A 2,822-nucleotide genomic window follows, 5' to 3' on the forward strand; every position below is an offset into this window, starting at 1 on the left:
AAAGCTTGTGAAGAGTTTTTCCTGATAGTTTTTCTTGCCTTGCATAGGCATGAAATTAAGAAACTTCTCAATTTTATACAAGCCTTTTGCTATATTTGAAGAGGTGGTTGTGCAACAGGCACAACGTATATAAAAAATAGCGGTTTAATAGCTTAATCGAAAGAAAATGAATAAAATAAAGTCCATTGTTTAACTAAAAATTATTGCGTAAAATCCGCTACTTTTTATATACAAACTCGTTGGGCGTCATATTGAAAAGAACTGAAATTTTAACAAAAAAACTGAATTATGAAAAAAGTATGCATTTATTTAATAGTAGTAACCTCTTTAATTGCTTTTGGTTGCGAACAATCTACAAAGAAAAACGATTCAAAAGAATCGACTGGAAAGCTTTTGGAAAATAACGATGAATTAAAGGAGCTTGATATTGAATCTTTAAAATCGGTGTTTGGGATGGAAGGAAAAGAAAAAGACGGACAATTCAAAGTTACAGTTCCTCAAAATGACTTGAATGTAATGGTCGATGGTTTCAAAATCATTCCTCCTATGGGATTAGGAAGCTGGGCTGCATTCGCCCCAACTTCGGGAAAACCTATGGTTATGGGAGATATTGTTGTTACGGAAAAAGACTTAAAACCAGTACAGCAAGAAATAATAAAACAAGGGTTAACAATAACAGCAATTCACAATCACTTTGTCCGAAATGAGCCTGATGTGATGTATATGCATATTGGGGGAATGGGCGATGAAAAAAAATTAGCTAAAAGTGTCAAAGCTGTTTTTGATAAAGTAACTGAAATAAGAGGTGCTAATCCATCAAGTGCAACTATTTCAACAGTGCAAAATACTCTTGACACAAAGTTGATTGATAGCATTTTGGGATATAGCGGAACTATGAATAAAGGAGTATATAAAATCACTATCGGTCGGCCAGATGTGAATTTAAAAGAACACGGTGCACCAGTTAGTACATTTTTAGGTTTTAATACTTGGGCAAGTTGGCAAGGAACAAATGAAAAGGCAGCGGTAGCAGGGGATTTTACGATGCTTGCTGATGAAGTAGCCCCAGTAATAAAGGCTTTGATTGAAAATGATATTGAAGTAGTTGCTCTTCATAATCATATGGTTCACGAAAACCCAAGAATTTTCTTTCTACATTATTGGGGTGTTGGACCCGTAGAAAAATTGGCTAAAGGATTAAGAGAAGCCTTAGACAAGACAGGGGTAAAAAATGAAAAAATGTAGGATAAAAAATACGAACGCCCAACAGCGGCTATGCGCCAGGCGGGAAACCCGTCTTCGGTTGACAGATTACGGATGCGAGAAATGCTCGTTTTCAAAAGAACAATTCCGGGTAAAAGCCCCGCCCGGCGCATAGCCGCGGAACGTTAGGGTGCATTAAGCCACCCCGCACCACTCAACTTCTATTTTTCCATTGTCGTTACGCTTCATTCTACAATCAACCTGTGTATTGTCATTTGGTAATCCTGTTTTTTGTACAGCATATCTTTTAACGTTAGGATACTCTCTTGTCATTTCTTCTATACTATCAAAATATTCTCCCAACACACTCAATAAGTTAGGTTCTACTTTTAATAAATCATCTGATATTTTTAATGTTGCCATAAGATAACGCACCCTAACAATAAATATAAAACAGTGGGTGTCAGGGTGTCTAATTAGCCCAATCTGTTTAAGTTAAAATAATTTAATTTATAAAAGTCGGTGCGTAAAATCCCACCGTTTCATATTCTCAACGTTGTCCGCAATAACCTCAGCGTGTTACAGGCTCGATTTCGTGAAAACTCATTGACGAGCCTGTAACACGCTTCGGATACGGGTAACGAAACACCGCAAGGGCGGAATTTCACCTGTTCCCCTAATTGCGGACAACGACTGGGGGCTATTCTTTTTAAAAACCGCTTGCAACCTCTAAAAAAACGAGGTTGACTTAAATTTTTGAATATGTACAATATACACGATAGAATTTTGGAGAAAGCATATGAATATAGTCCTCTTTCTTTAGGAATGTCTTTTAATATCAAAACAGGTGAAGAATTACAGTTATATAAAAATGCTGCAAGAGAATTATTTAAATATGGTTTAATTGATTTTGAACAGGATACTAAAATAACTATTACGCCATTAGGGAAAAAAATATTTATTAGTAGTGACGTTGCTTCTTTTATTGATGATTTAGGAAAAAAAGAGAACAGGAAAGAAAGAAAAGAAATTATAGACTTCAATCTATCGAAATTTAAACTATGGACTTTTTGGCCTGTTTTCATTTTTGGTTTATTTGGAGGTGCTTATAGTATATATGACATATTTATAAAATCCCAATCCAACGAAGAAACAATCCTACAAATAGAAAAAGATATATTAGAAAATAAAAAACAACTAAAGGAAGCGCATATTTTACTTTTAGACCAAAAAAGGGATAGCCTTTCAACTCTTTCCAATGACAGATTAAAAAAATAATATTTTTCATTTTTACTTTGTTTTAGTTGCAGATATTGAAAATTGATTTAAAACTGTGATTACTTACCAACAACATACCCTTACGGAGAGTAAGTTTATGAATAGTCTTGGTTTTGTATTACCAAGTAAAAGCTCAAATTTTCAAGACTGCGGTTTGTTAATTGCTTTTTTATTAAATTCGTTTTTTAATCCTTTGAAATACTGACGGACAACAAGGGTAACCGTTGCACAACCCCTTAATTTTTTAAACCTGAACCAATATAGGCCGTTTTAAGCGGCTTTGCTTTTTTGGTCAGGCTTGAGAATGAATCAAATTTGGTGCCTTTAAAAAATGCCATGCT

The 2,822-nt window shown here is 34.6% G+C and carries 3 protein-coding genes; 2 read left to right on the forward strand and 1 reads right to left on the reverse strand.

Annotation, left to right across the window (positions count from 1 at the left end; translation table 11 throughout):
* The first annotated feature begins 288 nt into the window (after positions 1–288).
* On the forward strand, positions 289–1,245 hold the full coding sequence (locus tag AC58DT_RS15490; RefSeq protein ID WP_121667379.1) for a DUF1259 domain-containing protein: 957 nt from the start codon (positions 289–291) through the stop codon (positions 1,243–1,245).
* Positions 1,246–1,398: 153 nt separating this feature from the next.
* On the opposite strand, the gene AC58DT_RS15495 is transcribed toward AC58DT_RS15490, so the two are convergent.
* Complete coding sequence (locus AC58DT_RS15495) at positions 1,399–1,626, reverse strand: hypothetical protein (RefSeq protein WP_497217705.1); 228 nt, start codon at positions 1,624–1,626, stop codon at positions 1,399–1,401.
* Between the two features lie 339 nt (positions 1,627–1,965).
* Here AC58DT_RS15495 and AC58DT_RS15500 point away from each other — a divergent pair, with 339 nt between their 5' ends.
* Positions 1,966–2,481: a hypothetical protein gene (locus AC58DT_RS15500; RefSeq protein WP_497217706.1), complete on the forward strand. Its 516-nt coding sequence runs from the start codon at positions 1,966–1,968 to the stop codon at positions 2,479–2,481.
* The last annotated feature ends 341 nt before the right edge of the window (positions 2,482–2,822 follow it).

This window comes from Aequorivita sp. CRS11, from assembly GCF_059693805.1.